Raw genomic sequence first — 14,196 nt, 5'->3', positions numbered from 1 at the left:
CGGATTTAAGATGGACACATAGCTTGCTAAGCAATGCAGCAAAAAAATATTTAAAGCATCAGTTTTTTATTCTCTCTTTGAGAACATTATCAGGAAAATATTCCTGGACTCAGGTTATTTAACCTCAGTCCTGCTTTTTAAAGTTCACATCTTATAACGGGTATAACAATGTTAAGCATCTATGCTAAAAAATTACGTCCACAAAACGAAATGGACGCTATTATTTCTGCAACGTCAGGTTTCGAAGAAAAAACGTTAAAGAAATGGCAGAAAATCTCCACTGCTGATTCCCAGTATATTCATATTATCGTCAGCGGCGAAGTAGAATTCCGACGCGAATCTGACGAATTATGTATGTTCACCGTTCAGGGGCAGTGCATTTTCGGTCTTTCATCCATCTTCTATCATTCAACCCACATGTATGGGCTTGTGCGTGCAAATACCGTTGTCCGCTCCATAAAAAAAGATGTTTTTACACAGCTGATGACCGATAAAAATCTCTGGCCTGAGCTGGCTAAAGTGCTTGCCTGCTATGTCTGCATGCTGAGCAAACGTGATGACGTTCTGGTTGCCCGCAGTGCGTATTCTGTTGTACGCGAGTTTTTATATGAAATTAATGAACTGATTGTTGAACATAAACGCGATATTAATGTTTATGATTACATTCAGGAGTACACTAATCTGGCTCGCAGCACCATTATTAAAATCCTCTCTGACCTGAAGAAAGGTCAATACATTGTGGTGGAAAAAGGTCGACTTCTTAATCTCACCGCACTGCCTGAAAAATATTAATTACTCCAGCCGGTCTCCTTTTTCACTTAACGGAGGCCGGGAATTATCTTTATGTAGCATCCCAGATTGCGAATTATCCTGCGTTTCGTCAACCGGCGGCGCGGGAATTTTCCCTTGCGCATAATCCTGCTCTTGTTCTTTGAGCGCCTGCCTGAATAATTCTTTTAATGATGTATCGTCATTATCTGTACGGCTATTCTGAACGGCGTCGACATCATCGTGCGCCTCTGTTCCTGGTAACGTATCACGTGACGTATCGTGCGGAATATTACCGTCAGGTGCCTGTTGCCAGTCAGCGTCGTCGTTATTAATTGGCAGATCCTGCATCGCGGGGATCTCCTCATGCACCGGCGCAGGTTTCGGGTGTGGATGCGGGAAAGGTTTACTCACATACACGTAATGCATATCCGACAATTGCGTTTCAGGTTTGGCGACGCTTGCTTTTACCGGTTCAGGTGCGGGGTGTCGCAAGTTCCAGTAAACGTGTGCGTAAAGCCCGGCAACGAGCATGGCACAAAGCCCGAGCATCCATAAAAAGGTATGACCGACGACTTTTCTCAGGCTGGGGACGCGGTATGAAAACCAGACCGCCTCCCCGGTAACGTAACTGCGCTGGGCCGCAAGACAGATGGTAGACATTAGGAACTCTTCTCCTGCGTTTTCGCGGCGGGTTCTGAACGGGATGTCTGGATCAACACGTTCGGCGTGGTATTGGTATCCCGCATTAACTGCATCAGTGTCTCTTCTCCCGGAATGCCATCCACATGCAGATTAGCCTTCTGCTGGAACGCGCGGGTGCGTTTCATTAACTCCGCCGTCCAGGTCTGGGCGTGTGTTTCGGGCTGCGAAAGTGCCAGACTCAACTGCTGATCGAGCCACGCCAGCTCTTTGCTGTCGCTGGCGGCACTGATAGCGTCTTTACCTTCTGGCGTCAGGCGGTGCAGCTGCGTGTAATTCCCGGTCGCATGTTGGTTAAACCAGCTGCGGCTTACCTGCCAGGTACGATTATTCATCAGCAGGTCGATTGAGCTGTCCCCGACGCGGGCAACAACGGCATAATTAAGGTGATTACCGGTTTTCATTTCACTCACCCACGGATAGCCTTCGTGTGCCAGCGCATCCGGCGAGGCATTTCCCTGTTTACACATCAGGTTAACCCTGGCGGCGTTCTGACACAGCGCGTCTTCCGCCGACGCGTCGTAACCCCACATCAGGTAAAGCTGGTGCATGGCATCCGGCTGGTTGACCATTTCATTGTCGATGACCGGCACGACAGGCACGTCTGCTTTCGGGGTCTGCTGTTTCCAGCTGATCGGCACCGGCAACTGAACCGGCAGCCTGGCGTTGATTGACGATGTTAAATACCAGCCGCAGGCAGCGAATAATACAGAGGCGAAAAGTCCAACGGTTGCCAGGCGCTTACCGGGTCTTTTCGCGGGGAGGATTTCGCCAGCGGCCAGACGTAAATGACGCGGGCTCACCTGTGCTGCGCGTTCCGTCCAGGCGGCAAGCAGGGACAGGTGCGCCAGTTCATTGAATTTACTGATGTGACCTTTTGTTAGCGTATGCATTTTGCGAACGCGGGCGGGAGATAACGGTGCTGTTTCGCAGCCCAGTTCCTCGCATTGCGCCTGCACATAGCTGAGATATTCACGGCAGGTCAGGCCACGCACCACATGGTGCGTATGCACAAACTCCTGAAGCCCTGACTGCTGCACCAGAACCGTTTCCTGATCCACTGCGCCCGTCAGCACAATCGCTAACTGAAACTCAAGCTCCTGCGCACGGGCCAGCAACATTCCCAGTACCTCCCGGCAGCTCTCCTTCATGGCTTCCATGTGGGAAATCACCAGCACTTTACTTTTCGTCTTGCGGGAAGTGCTCTCTTCAAGCCAGTGACGCAGTACGGCATCGACTGCCTGGACGCGGCTTTTATTCTCTTTACTCTCCGGGCTGAGTTTGTACAGCAGGCTACTGGCACTCAGTTTTGGAAAAGCATTTACAGAAAGTACGTCGCGGCAGGCGGCTTTCAGCGCATCGCTGAACTGGCAAAGCAGCGCGGTGTCGTGACAAAAGAGCCCGGTAATTCCCGCCGTCCGGGTTTTCTCCTTCAGCAGGTTGAACACGTCCTGATGATAAGGCACAAAAAAGTCACCCGATACGCGGGTGACCTTCCTGAATGGCGGATTTTTAAAATTAAAATGACTCTGATACATAACGACTTACCGTCTCTTTACATGAATAGCACTGGGACGAAAAAGTAAGCTAAGCGCTACGTCTGGTCAATTTGCAGTCAGAGTAAAAATAACCTGTCTTTCAGCCTTAACATCTGGTTTTTTCCCGGTCAATATTTTTCTTCATCAAAGTTAATGGCAAAGCAGGTGGTCGATTTTGAGCCGACTATTTACTATTTGCATCACATATTGGCGCAGCACGACGCTGCTTATTTTCGCTTTGCTAAAGGCCAGATGAATAATGAGTTTCTCATTTCTCTCCCGGTGGATAACACCCTGTATTATGTTTGTGTCGCTGATTTTTTGCGGCCAGCAAGGGTATGTGATCTATAAAGATTATAAAAAAGTTTCAAATAAACTGGCGAATGCTGACGTCAAAAAGCCTCAACAGCGCCAGAGTGACAAAGCGTTTACTCTTTTTACTGCCGCGGTGCGTCAGGAGAACCCGCGTGCGGCGGCGAAAGCTCCGTTAGCCGCTGAGATTGAAGGCATTGTCAGCAGTGATGATGCCTGGCTCTCCTTCGCCGTTATCAAGACGCCGGGCGGTCAGAAAAGCTATCGTGAAGGTGAAAATCTTTCCGGTTTCAGCGACGCGTATATTGAGACAATCAATAAAGACAATGTGGTGATTAATTACGAAGGTACTTCGCAGGTACTGGCATTAAAAACACCCGATTATTTTAAGGGCGGCGTTAACAGCGGCCCGGTAACCAAATCGACAAAGGACGCGGGGGCTGACAGTGTGCACCTGGATGATTATCTGGTGTTAAAACCGTTAATCGAAAAGGGCCAGCTGGAGGGTTACAACATCAATCCACGGAATGTGTCCTCTTTTTACAGCCATTCCGGGCTGAAAAAAGGGGATGTGGCTATAGAAGTCAACTCTGTTGATATGACCAATGAAACACAGGCAAAAAATATTATTGCTAACTGGTCAAATATGAAAGAAGCGGAGGTCGTCGTCAGACGTCACGCTCACCTTGAAAATATTCGGGTTAATGTTCTAAACAATTAACAAGTGTACAGACATGAAGAAATTTCCCTGGGCGTGCGTGGCGCTGACCGCATTGTCGTTATATTCGAGTTCACTGCTTGCAGCCAACTTTAGCGCCAGTTTTAAAAACACCGATATCCGTGAATTTATCGATACGGTAGGCCGCAACCTAAACAAAACCATTCTGGTCGATCCCTCCGTTCAGGGGTCTGTATCGGTCAGAACCTATAACGTGCTGACGGAAGATGAGTATTACCAGTTCTTCTTAAGCGTGCTGGATCTGTACGGGCTGTCGGTGATCCCGATGGACAACGGCATGGTCAAAGTGGTGCGCTCAAGCGTGGCACGCACGGCAGGTGCTCCGGTTGCTGACAGCAAAAATCCGGGTAAAGGTGATGAGATTATCACCCGCGTTGTGCGCATGGAAAACGTTCCTGTGCGTGAACTGGCCCCGCTGCTGCGCCAGCTCAACGATGCGTCCGGTATCGGCAACGTGGTGCACTTTGAACCGTCGAACGTCCTGCTGTTAACCGGTAAAGCCTCGGTGGTAAACCGCCTGGTGGATTTGGTGCAACGCGTCGATAAAGACGGTATTCAGCGCCGCGAGATCGTGCCGCTGCGCTTTGCTTCTGCCAAAGAGCTTTCGGATATGTTGAATAACCTCAACAACGAAGAGCAGAAAGGGCAGAACGCACCGCAGCTGGCGACCAAAGTGGTGGCGGACGATGAAACCAACAGCCTGGTTATTAGCGGTTCGGAAGGGGCGCGTGCCCGTACCCGCTCGCTGATCGGCCAGCTGGATCGCGAGCAGAACAATGAAGGTAATACCCGCGTGTTTTACCTGAAATATGCCAACGCCAGCAAAGTTGTCCCGGTGTTGACCGGAATCGGCGAGCAGCTGAAAGACAAGGCCGGTGCGCCGAAAAGCAAAACTGCGCCTGCGTCAGGTGACCTGAATATTACCGCCGACGAATCAACCAACTCACTGGTGATCACCGCGCAGCCTAACGTGATGAACTCCCTTGAGAAGGTGATCGACAAGCTCGATATTCGTCGTCCGCAGGTTCTGGTGGAAGCGATCATTGCGGAAGTCCAGGACGGCAACGGACTGGATCTCGGCGTGCAGTGGACGAGCAAGCACGGTGGCGTGCAGTTCGGTTCAACCGGCCTGCCAATCAGCCAGATTAAGAACGGCACCATGAAAGGCGCGAGTTTTACCGGTCTGGCAACGGGCTTCTTTAACGGTGATTTCGGCGCACTGATGACCGCGCTTTCCACTGACGGCAAAAATGACATTCTTTCTACGCCAAGCGTCGTGACGCTGGATAACAAAGAAGCGTCGTTTAACGTCGGTCAGGATGTGCCGGTGCTTTCCGGCTCGCAGACCACCAGTGGCGATAACGTGTTTAACTCCGTTGAGCGTAAAACGGTCGGTACGAAGCTGAAAATTGTGCCGCAAATCAACGATGGCGACATGATCCACCTGAAAATCGAGCAGGAAGTTTCCAGCGTGGATAACAACGCAACGGAAGATGCCAGCCTTGGCCCAACGTTCAACACGCGCACCATTAATAACGAAGTGATGGTGCACAGTGGTCAGACGGTGGTGCTTGGCGGTTTGATGGAAAACGTCACCAAACAGACGGTCTCCAAAGTACCGCTGCTGGGCGATATTCCGCTGGTCGGTCAGCTGTTCCGCTACACCTCGCAGGATTCGTCAAAACGCAACCTGATGGTCTTTATCCATACCACGGTGCTGCGCGACGACGACAACTACAGCGCGGCGTCGAAGGAAAAATATGACCAAATCCGCGCCCGCCAGCAGCAGCGTGTGGAAGAGAAAAAGCTCGGCATTCTTGAACCGGCCGATAACCCCGTCTTGCCCGATTTTCCTTCAGCAAGCGCAGCCCCGGTGAAAACCAGCGCCAGCGCATCACGCAATCCGTTTAAAGAGTAAGGCGGAGGTGCAATGTGGACGAACTGAGTAAAGCGCTGTGTAGCAGTAGCTACGCGAAAGATAACGGCGTGTTGTTTTACAACGAGGATGTTTATATCCGTGATGATACGCCAGCGTTTGCGCTGCTGGAGGTGCGCCGGGTACTGGGGCGCACGTTCGTCCCGGTGATCCTGACGCCGGAAGCGTTTGAGGAGATGCTGGCAAAAATCTGGCAGCAGAACAGCGGCGTCTCCCAGCAGCTGGTGGATGATATGGATGCGGATATCGATCTGATGGCGTTGACCGAGGAGATCCCGGATAACGAGGATCTGCTTGATAACGACGAAAACTCGCCGGTGATCCGCCTGATCAACGCCATTCTTGGTGAGGCGGTCAAAGACGGTGCATCGGATATTCATATCGAAACGTTTGAGCGCACGCTGAGCATTCGCTTTCGCGTTGATGGTGTGTTGCGCCCGGTGCTGCAGCCTGCGCGTAAACTCGCGCCGCTGCTGGTGTCGCGTATTAAGGTGATGTCAAAACTGGATATCGCCGAAAAACGTCTGCCGCAGGACGGGCGCATCTCTCTGCGCATTGGCCGCAAGGCGATTGACGTGCGTGTGTCGACGATCCCGTCTCAGTACGGCGAACGCGTCGTTATGCGCCTGCTCGATAAAAGTAATTTGAAGCCAGATATCAACAAACTTGGGTTGATTGATGAGGAACTGGAGAAGTTAAAAGGGCTGATTGACCGCCCGCACGGCATTATCCTGGTCACCGGGCCGACAGGTTCCGGTAAAAGTACCACCCTGTACGCGATCCTTTCGGCGCTGAACGGCCATGAACGTAACATTCTGACCGTTGAAGATCCAATTGAGTACGAGCTGGAAGGGGTGGGACAGACGCAGGTTAACCCGCGCGTGGACATGACCTTTGCCCGCGGGCTGCGCGCTATCCTGCGCCAGGACCCGGACGTGGTGATGATCGGGGAAATTCGTGATGGTGAAACCGCACAAATCGCGGTGCAGGCCTCGCTTACCGGTCACCTGGTCATGTCTACGCTGCACACCAACAGCGCCGCAGGGGCAATAACGCGTCTTCGCGATATGGGGCTGGAGTCTTTCTTAATCGGGTCATCGTTGCTCGGTGTCATTGCCCAGCGTCTGGTACGTCGGCTGTGTACGCACTGCCGTACCACCAGTCCGCTGGATGACAATGAAAAAGCGCTGTTCAGCTTTATGGACACGCCGCCGAAAGCGATCTTCCGCGCGGTAGGTTGTGAGCACTGCCGTCAGAGCGGCTATCAGGGCCGTGCCGGTATTCATGAGTTTCTGGTGGTGGACAGCACCATGCGCCGCGCCATCCATGAAGACAAAGATGAAATGTCCATCGAAACGCAGCTGTTTAAGCAGGCCTACAGCCTGCGCGAAAACGGGCTGCTGAAGGTGATTAGCGGCGTGACGTCACTGGAAGAGGTGATGCGCGTTACTGCCGAGCGCGGAGGGGATGAGTAATGGCTTCCTGGGCATGGACGGCAACGGACGCGGCAGGGAAAACCCGACGCGGCACGCTGCAGGCCGAAGGGCAAAAGCAGGTTCGCCAGTGGCTTCGCGAGCAAAAGCTGATGCCGGTCACAATTACCGAAACCCGCGAGGCCACTGCCGCCGGGAAAGCGAAAACCGGGGCAAAGCTCACTACGCCGGTGCTGTCGATGTTTACCCGTCAGCTTTCCACGCTGGTTAATGCTGCGCTGCCGCTGGAGAGTGCGCTGAAGGCGATCTCGAAGCAGACGGAAGATAAAAAGCTGGCGTCGATGGTGGTGGAGATCCGCGAAAAAGTGGTGGAAGGGCATACGCTGTTTGATGCATTCAGCCAGTTTCCTCGCACCTTCGACAAGCTCTATTGCACGCTGGTGATGGCAGGTGAAAAAACCGGTCACCTCGGCGATGTGCTGGAAAAGCTGGCGGAGTATAACGAGCAGCGCCAGAAGATGAAAAGCAAGCTGACGCAGGCGATGGTCTACCCGATTACGTTGACCGTCGTGGCCATTGCGGTGATCAGCATTTTGCTGGTGGCGGTGGTGCCACAGGTGATTGAGCAGTTCACCCATATGAAACAGCAACTGCCGATCACCACCCGCACGCTGATTGCGGTGAGCGATTTCCTGCAGGCTTACGGTATCTATATTGCGGGTAGCCTCGCGGGCGGATTTATCGGCTTTAAAGCCTGGCTCAAAAATGCCAAAAACCGCTTTCGCTGGCACAGCTGGCTGGTGAACGGCTCGCCGATTAAAAAGCTGGTGTGCGCCATCAACAGCGCCCGTTATATCCGTACTCTGAGTATTCTGCAGGCCAGCAGCGTGCCGCTGCTGGAGGGGATGTATATCGCGATGGACGGTATCGAAAACCTCTATGCCCGGCAGGTGCTGGAGCAGGCTGCCGATACTGTGCGCCAGGGGGCGTCATTATATGCGGCGCTGGAGCAGGCGAAATTATTCCCGCCGACCATGCTCTATATGATTGCCTCCGGTGAAGAGAGCGGTGAATTAGGCAATTTAATGGACCGCGCGGCGGAAAACCAGGAATCAGCATTACAGCATCGTATTACATTAACGCTGTCGGTATTTGAACCGGCGCTGGTGGTATCAATGGCGACGATTGTTTTATTCATCGTCCTGTCAATATTACAACCGCTTCTGCAACTTAATAATATGGTAGGTTAAATCATGGCTATGAAAAATAAACACCTGGCTCGCCAGGCGGGCTTCACATTGCTCGAATTAATGGTGGTTATTGTTATTCTCGGCGTACTGGCGAGTATGGTAGTACCAAACTTAATGGGCAATAAAGAAAAAGCGGACACGCAAAAAGCGACCAGCGATATTGTCGCTCTCGAAGGTTCGCTGGATATGTTTAAGCTGGATAACCACCGTTATCCGACAACCGAGCAGGGCTTGCAGGCTCTGGTGACTAAGCCTGAAATTGCGCCAATCCCGAACGGCTACCGTGCGGATGGCTATATTCGTCGTCTGCCGCAGGACCCGTGGGGCGGTGACTATATTCTGGTAAGCCCCGGTGAACATGGCGCAGTAGATGTATTTTCCGCAGGCCCGGACGGTGAAGCGAATACGGCTGATGACATCACTAACTGGTCTCTGGATAAAAAAGAGAAATAATGAAAAATCAACGCGGCTTTACGTTGCTGGAAATTATTCTGGCGCTGGTGATATTTGCCAGTTGCGCCATGATGGTGGTGTCAACCATACCATCACGCAGCGGTGCGGATATATTTGGCCAGCAATTAAAAGCTCTTGTTGATTATGGTTCGGACCGTGCGGTCATGGACGGGAATATCGTCGGGCTGGTTATTACCACGGATAAATATCAACTGGTGACGCTCGAAGATAAAAACGGCGAACGTCACTGGGTGCCGTTATCTGCTGGCCGAATTACCACTAAAGGCGATTTCCCGGAAGAGATGCACGTCTCACTCTCGCCTCAGCGCCTGGCCGCCACGGTGGAAGCTGAGCCGCAGGTGGTCTTTTTGCCGGATGGTGAAATCAGCCGCTTCACGCTGACGCTGCAAAGTTATGACAAAGAACATCATTTCCGCGTGGTGTCGCAAGGGGCGGCACCGGTATCGGTAGAAAACGATGGCTAACGGCAACAAAAAGCAAAAGGGGATGACGCTGCTGGAAGTGATGGTCGCGCTGGTCATCTTCTCCACCGCCGCGCTGGCGCTGATGAATTCGGTCTCCCTGAACGTGCGTTTCACCCACGGCCTGGCCGATACATTGCAGGCCAGTTGGGTGGCTGAGAACCAGCTTGCGGAAGCGCAGCTCACCAAAAGTGATTTCCCGGATGCGGAAGAGCAGGGGACGGAGATCATGGGCGGGCGCAGCTGGGGCTGGCGCAAACAGCGGGTAAAAACGGCGGATAACGGCTGGGCGAATGCGATCCGCGTCTATGCGGAAGGCGATGAAAGCCAGCCGGTTATTACGCTGCAGATTATTCCGCCGGGAGAGAGTAAGTGAACAAAACGCAACGCCAGCGCGGTTTTACCCTGCTGGAGATCATGATTGCGCTGACCATTTTTGCCGTGATCAGCACCCTGGCCTGGCAAATTCTGGACGGTGCCATGCGCACCAGCTCTGCAACGGATGCCAGCGCGGCAAAACTTAATCAGCTTCAGCGAGCCTGGAGCCTGATGGAACGTGATTTTTTTCAATTGCAGGCGCGTGCGCCGCGTAACGAGCAGGATGTGTTCCGCCAGGAAGGGGATGCCCTTGAACTGACGACACTGAACGGCGTGAGCGGATCAGTGCAGCTTGAGCGCGTGCGCTGGCGGCTGGAAAAGGGCGTTTTATATCGCGATGTCTGGCCTGCTATCGACAGCCCGGCGGAGGTGAAGCCGGAAGAGGTACCCATCGTCGGTGCGGTAAAAACCATGCAATGGCGCTTTTACCACAAAGGCTGGCTGAAAAGCTGGGACGACGCTGCGCGGCAGCCGGATGGCGTAGAACTGACGCTCACGATGGAAAACGGTGATACCTGGCGTTGGGTGTTTACCACACCAGGCGATATGCCGGAAGTGGCTGCAGCACCAGAACAGAGCGCCGAAGCGCCTGTGCCAGCAGCAGAAGGTGCGCCAGCACCGGAGGTTAAACCATGAGCCGCATACGCAAAGAGAAAGGCGTTGCTCTGCTGGTGGTGCTGATCCTGCTGGTCATGATGTCTGCGCTGGCCGCCAAAATCAGCCAGCAATTCTGCCGCAATTTGCAGAAAACGCACTATCAGGTGAGCCAGCAGCAGCTGCGTTGGGCGATGCAGGCGCAGGAAAAAGTGGTGAAAGATCGTCTTCAGACTGACGCCAGCGGCGAAAGTCAACCGCTCGCGCCTGATGGCGACTGGCACCAGCCGCTGGAAACCCAGGGTGAAGATTACACGGTGGTAAGCCAGGTTGAAGACGCGCAGGACTGCTTTAACGTCAATAACCTGCTTGCCGCAGAGAAGATCGCTCAGGGGCAAAATGCGCCAGCCGTGCCGGAAAAACCGCTGAAAGAGCTGATGATTGAGCAGATCTTGGCCCGTAGCGGGATCGGCCAGTCCACTGCGGAAGAGATCTATCTGCAGCTGGTGGACTATCTCGATGGCGACAGCACCACCGTAAAAGAGGGGGCTGAAAGCGATGCCTGGGCGGGCGTGGTGCCCGCTCGTCTGCCGGCTAACCAGATGATGCGCAACATTGCCGAAATTAAGTTACTGCCTGCGTTTCCGGCCGCGGCGTATGCGAAAGTCAGCAAGCTGCTGTGTGCGCTGCCGGACAGCGCCAGTAAGGTGGATATCAACACCCTGAGCCAGGAACAGGCCGCCATTCTGGCCGCGCTTTTTCCTGGAAAACTGACGGACGATGATGCGGTTCGCCTGATCGAATCGCGCCCTGAAACGGGCTGGGAAAATATTGAGGCGTTCAGCAAGGTTCTGGAGCAAAACTTCCCGCAACTGAAAGATGATTTACCGCGGGTGGCGGAGCAGCTCTCCATTAATAGCCGCTATTTCCGCGTCAACTTTGTCGGCAATACCGATGATTTAACGCTGCGCGTGGCCAGTCAGCTCCAGGTGAATAACGAAGCTGGCGAGATTGTGACATGGCAACGTCGTTACCGAATGATTGAATAACTAAAGTCGAATTTTATGAAACAGGTGCTTTTTATTCGTCCCGACAGTCGTGAAGGCGGGACAGTATGGTGGTGTGAATCCGGAAGTCAGCAGGTTGAAGCGCTGGAAAGTCTGGAGACGCTTGTAAGCCATCCTCTGGCGACCCGCGTATGCCTGCTGTTGCCTGCCAGTGAAATGATCTTTCGCCACTTTACGCTGCCGAAAAAGGTATCGTCGCAGGCGACGGCGTTTTCATGGATGGCGGAAGAGACGCTGATAGGTGAGGTCGATAATCTCCACTGGACGGTGCTCAACAAAAAAGGGAGAGAGGTCGACGCGGTCGCTATCGACGCCACGCGTCTGCGCCAATGGCTGAGCCGTTTTCAGGCTGCGGGGCTAAACGTTGTTCAGGTCCTGCCGGATGCCTGGCTGCTGCCGGTGACTCAGGGGGGAAGCACGATCATCTCGCTGGGCGAGAATTACTGGGTGCGTTTTTCTCCCTCTGCGGCATGTGAAGTCGACGCAACATTGCTTCCTCTGCTGATGCAAAAAAACGGTGAGGGTGAGGTGTGCTGTTATGGCGACATCCCGGCGGACGTGGCGGTTGACGAACAACGTTCCTGGCAGCACCCACTGGCGTTAATTCAGGCGCAGTGGCAAACCTGTCGCGTCAATCTTTTACACGGTGAATTCAGTGCTAAAGGCGCGAACGCGGGCGTGGTCAGGGGCGTGCGGGCTGCCATTGTGGCAATGGGGCTTTTGTCACTTGGAATGCTGCTTGGCCCGCGTATTGCGATGGCCTGGATGCTGGTGCAGCAGGAGAACATTACGCAGCAGGAGATCGTCCAGGTCTACCAGCACCACTTTCCCAGCATGCGCCAGCAGACCAACATCAAGTACCACTTTGGTCAGAATATTAAAAAACGGAGCAAAGGGATTTTTCGGCAGCTTGAGGATCTGGAAATCATTCGCCAGCGGGTCCCGGCGCTGGAAATCACCCTGCTGGAATATGACAGCAGTCAGAATGCATTAACCCTTAACGTGAGTGCACAAGACCCGCAGGCATTACAGGAATTTATCAATCAGGCCAGCGCGAATTTTGATTTCAGTCTGCAACCTGTTTCAAATAGCGCGCCATACACCGCAATGATCGCAGGGAAATATAAATGAAAGAGCGAATCGCACAATTAAAATCGCGTTATCAACAATACAGTGCCAGGGAAAAAAATATTTTAAAACTGTGTGCCGTGGCACTTTGCTGCGCCGCCGTATATTACGCAGGAGTGATCCCGTTGGATAATATGATTCAAAATAGTAAAGCCACGCTCGCCAGACAAAAAGAGACACTGAACTGGATGCGCAGCGAAATTGATAAAAATCATCTTCAGGTTCATGTGGTTAAAACAGATAATCCGCGCACCGTGGTGGAAAATAGTGCCCATGAGATTAATTTATCCCTGACGGATGTACGTCAGGACGGGCAGACTCTGGCGTTTGTGGTTAACCGCGTCAATGTTTATGAGTTAAAGAACTGGCTGCGGGAAATTAACCTTGCATCGGGCGTCAGGCTGCAAAAGATGAATCTCACGCCTGTTGATCACCTGAACGACGTCAAAGCTGAAATTGAGCTAACCTGGAAAACGAGTGCATGAGCATTATCGACTCTCTCCGTGAGGCCTGGCCTGTGGGATTTCCGGTGATGAGCGCGGTGTTTGGCGCAATAACAGGAAGTTTTCTCGGCGTTGTCGTCGAACGTGTTCCGGCGATGGTCAGAGAGGAAGCGGAAAGCGATAATTTGCTTTTCCCCGGCTCTCACTGCCCGGTTTGTCAGCATTCGCTGTCCGCATGGGAGAATATTCCCCTGGTGAGCTGGCTGGCGCTGCGTGGACGTTGCCGGAAATGCCGTAGCGCAATACCGCTGCGGCTGTTTTTAATGGAGCTTGTGTCAGCACTGGGTTTTGGCCTCACAGCCTGTTTTATCGCTGACGCCGGAACGCTGTTTTCGCTCTGGCTGCTGGCGGCGTTCCTGTTGCCCCTGGCGATGATTGACTGGCGGCACCAGCTGCTGCCGGATTGTCTGACGCAACCCCTGCTGTGGGCCGGATTGCTCCTTCACGCGGTGGGCCACACGTTGCCCCTGCAGGACGCGCTATTTGGCGCAGTGGCGGGCTACCTCTCGCTCTGGCTGATCTACTGGGCGTTTCGCCTGTTGACGGGCCGCGAAGGGCTGGGATACGGGGATTTCAAACTGCTTGCTGCACTGGGGGCATGGTGCGGCTGGCAGGCGTTACCCCTGATTCTGTTTGCTGCGTCTGTAAGCGGTATTGCCGGTTACTTCTTATTTAATAAGCTAAATAAAAATAACCAAACTATTTCTTTCGGGCCGTACCTGGCGCTTGCAGGAATAGGTGTTTTCGTTAGTCAGCTATTTGCATTCACATATTAAATATCCAGGTCAAGGTTTTTTATAAATCTTTTCGACGAGGAAATGGAAGGAATACGTTTACCCCTCAGTGTATTGTAATAGACATAAGCTATACGGACTTTTAGCTTGTATCTTTTTATGGAGGAAAACAACTCGTC

General features: G+C 53.0%; 15 protein-coding genes. 13 read left to right on the top strand and 2 right to left on the bottom strand.

Going from position 1 to position 14,196, the window contains the following annotated elements; translation table 11 throughout:
* Positions 1-168: 168 nt before the first annotated feature.
* A complete protein-coding gene (locus ABGB15_RS13925; protein WP_152084030.1) occupies positions 169-792 on the top strand; it encodes a helix-turn-helix domain-containing protein in 624 nt (207 codons plus the stop codon).
* On the opposite strand, the gene ABGB15_RS13920 is transcribed toward ABGB15_RS13925, so the two are convergent.
* Positions 793-1,431: a hypothetical protein gene (locus ABGB15_RS13920; protein ID WP_215723444.1), complete on the bottom strand. Its 639-nt coding sequence runs from the start codon at positions 1,429-1,431 to the stop codon at positions 793-795.
* Positions 1,431-3,008 carry a peptidoglycan-binding domain-containing protein gene (locus tag ABGB15_RS13915; RefSeq protein WP_215723445.1) on the bottom strand — a complete coding sequence of 526 codons (1,578 nt, stop codon included), beginning with the start codon at positions 3,006-3,008 and terminating at the stop codon, positions 1,431-1,433. Before ABGB15_RS13915 ends, ABGB15_RS13920 begins: the two co-directional genes overlap by 1 nt.
* 301 nt (positions 3,009-3,309) lie before the next feature.
* On the opposite strand from ABGB15_RS13915, the gene gspC reads away from it, so the two are divergent.
* The 12 genes from gspC to ABGB15_RS13855 are packed head-to-tail and all read left to right on the top strand — an operon-like array spanning position 3,310 to position 14,059.
* Positions 3,310-4,041, top strand: coding sequence for a type II secretion system protein GspC (gspC, locus tag ABGB15_RS13910; RefSeq protein ID WP_215723476.1), 732 nt, complete (start codon positions 3,310-3,312; stop codon positions 4,039-4,041).
* 13 nt (positions 4,042-4,054) lie between these two features.
* Entirely contained in the window at positions 4,055-5,977 is a 1,923-nt protein-coding gene (gene gspD / locus ABGB15_RS13905; RefSeq protein WP_152084033.1) for a type II secretion system secretin GspD, read from the top strand.
* Positions 5,978-5,991: 14 nt separating this feature from the next.
* Positions 5,992-7,470 carry a type II secretion system ATPase GspE gene (gspE, locus tag ABGB15_RS13900; RefSeq protein ID WP_152084034.1) on the top strand — a complete coding sequence of 493 codons (1,479 nt, stop codon included), beginning with the start codon at positions 5,992-5,994 and terminating at the stop codon, positions 7,468-7,470.
* Positions 7,470-8,678 carry a type II secretion system inner membrane protein GspF gene (gene gspF, locus ABGB15_RS13895; RefSeq protein WP_276852034.1) on the top strand — a complete coding sequence of 403 codons (1,209 nt, stop codon included), beginning with the start codon at positions 7,470-7,472 and terminating at the stop codon, positions 8,676-8,678. The genes gspE and gspF overlap by 1 nt, the downstream gene beginning before the upstream one ends.
* 3 nt (positions 8,679-8,681) lie before the next feature.
* The gene (gene gspG / locus ABGB15_RS13890; RefSeq protein ID WP_215723447.1) at positions 8,682-9,131 is read left to right on the top strand and encodes a type II secretion system major pseudopilin GspG; all 450 of its coding nucleotides are present in this window, start codon (positions 8,682-8,684) and stop codon (positions 9,129-9,131) included.
* On the top strand, positions 9,131-9,616 hold the full coding sequence (gspH, locus tag ABGB15_RS13885) for a type II secretion system minor pseudopilin GspH (RefSeq protein ID WP_152084037.1): 486 nt from the start codon (positions 9,131-9,133) through the stop codon (positions 9,614-9,616). Before gspG ends, gspH begins: the two co-directional genes overlap by 1 nt.
* Complete coding sequence (gene gspI / locus ABGB15_RS13880) at positions 9,609-9,989, top strand: type II secretion system minor pseudopilin GspI (protein WP_152084038.1); 381 nt, start codon at positions 9,609-9,611, stop codon at positions 9,987-9,989. The genes gspH and gspI overlap by 8 nt, the downstream gene beginning before the upstream one ends.
* On the top strand, positions 9,986-10,627 hold the full coding sequence (gene gspJ, locus ABGB15_RS13875; RefSeq protein WP_215723448.1) for a type II secretion system minor pseudopilin GspJ: 642 nt from the start codon (positions 9,986-9,988) through the stop codon (positions 10,625-10,627). Before gspI ends, gspJ begins: the two co-directional genes overlap by 4 nt.
* A complete protein-coding gene (gene gspK / locus ABGB15_RS13870) occupies positions 10,624-11,634 on the top strand; it encodes a type II secretion system minor pseudopilin GspK (protein WP_215723449.1) in 1,011 nt (336 codons plus the stop codon). Before gspJ ends, gspK begins: the two co-directional genes overlap by 4 nt.
* A gap of 15 nt (positions 11,635-11,649) precedes the next feature.
* Complete coding sequence (gspL, locus tag ABGB15_RS13865; RefSeq protein ID WP_215723450.1) at positions 11,650-12,783, top strand: type II secretion system protein GspL; 1,134 nt, start codon at positions 11,650-11,652, stop codon at positions 12,781-12,783.
* Positions 12,780-13,265: a type II secretion system protein GspM gene (gspM, locus tag ABGB15_RS13860; RefSeq protein ID WP_152084042.1), complete on the top strand. Its 486-nt coding sequence runs from the start codon at positions 12,780-12,782 to the stop codon at positions 13,263-13,265. Before gspL ends, gspM begins: the two co-directional genes overlap by 4 nt.
* A complete protein-coding gene (locus tag ABGB15_RS13855; protein WP_215723451.1) occupies positions 13,262-14,059 on the top strand; it encodes an A24 family peptidase in 798 nt (265 codons plus the stop codon). Before gspM ends, ABGB15_RS13855 begins: the two co-directional genes overlap by 4 nt.
* Positions 14,060-14,196: the final 137 nt, after the last annotated feature.

It is taken from the genome of Enterobacter sp. MALB-1 (genome assembly GCF_041021625.1).
Taxonomy (GTDB): Bacteria; Pseudomonadota; Gammaproteobacteria; order Enterobacterales; family Enterobacteriaceae; genus Enterobacter; species Enterobacter oligotrophicus.
The sequence above is the reverse complement of the archived record's forward strand: the minus strand, read 5'-3'. Positions and strand labels throughout refer to the sequence as shown.